This is a genomic window from Seonamhaeicola marinus (assembly GCF_008085455.1).
Genome location: NZ_VSDQ01000695.1, coordinates 567 through 1034, shown reverse-complemented (window position 1 = coordinate 1034; position 468 = coordinate 567). Strand labels below are relative to the sequence as shown.

Annotated in this window: 1 protein-coding gene; it reads left to right on the top strand. The window is 30.8% G+C overall.

The window, feature by feature from the left end:
• Window positions 1-101: 101 nt before the first annotated feature.
• On the top strand, window positions 102-468 hold a 367-nt coding region (locus FUA24_RS25260), incomplete at its 3' end, for a hypothetical protein (protein WP_187388317.1).

The window sequence follows — 468 nt, the reverse complement described above, 5'->3', positions numbered from 1 at the left end:
TGATGCCAGTGAATGGCGCAAGGTTTACGAACAGATGGGAGAATAGACAATTCTCTACAAAATCCCCTATTACTTTTCCAACAACAAAAGTTCGAGACAAAATGAATAAACTACAAAAAGCGTTAAAAATAAACGCTCTTTTTTCAGGCATATCAGGTTTGGTATTGTTTTTATTTAACATACAAATTTCAAATTTATTCGGTACGAAAAACAATACTATTTTTTTGGTTTTTGGGTTGGTATTAATTTATTTTTCCCTAACCATTTGGTATGAAATTAAGCGGCAAAGAAAACTAGCGGTTATCTGGATTATTATTCAAGATTTTACTTGGGTTTTAGGCAGTACTATCATTCTTATTTTTCAACCTTTAAATATTTCAAAAACTGGAAATGTCCTCATAGCAATTGTCGCTCTTATAGTTTTATTTATGGGTTTGAACCAGCTTTATGGTTTGAAAAAAAGAACTA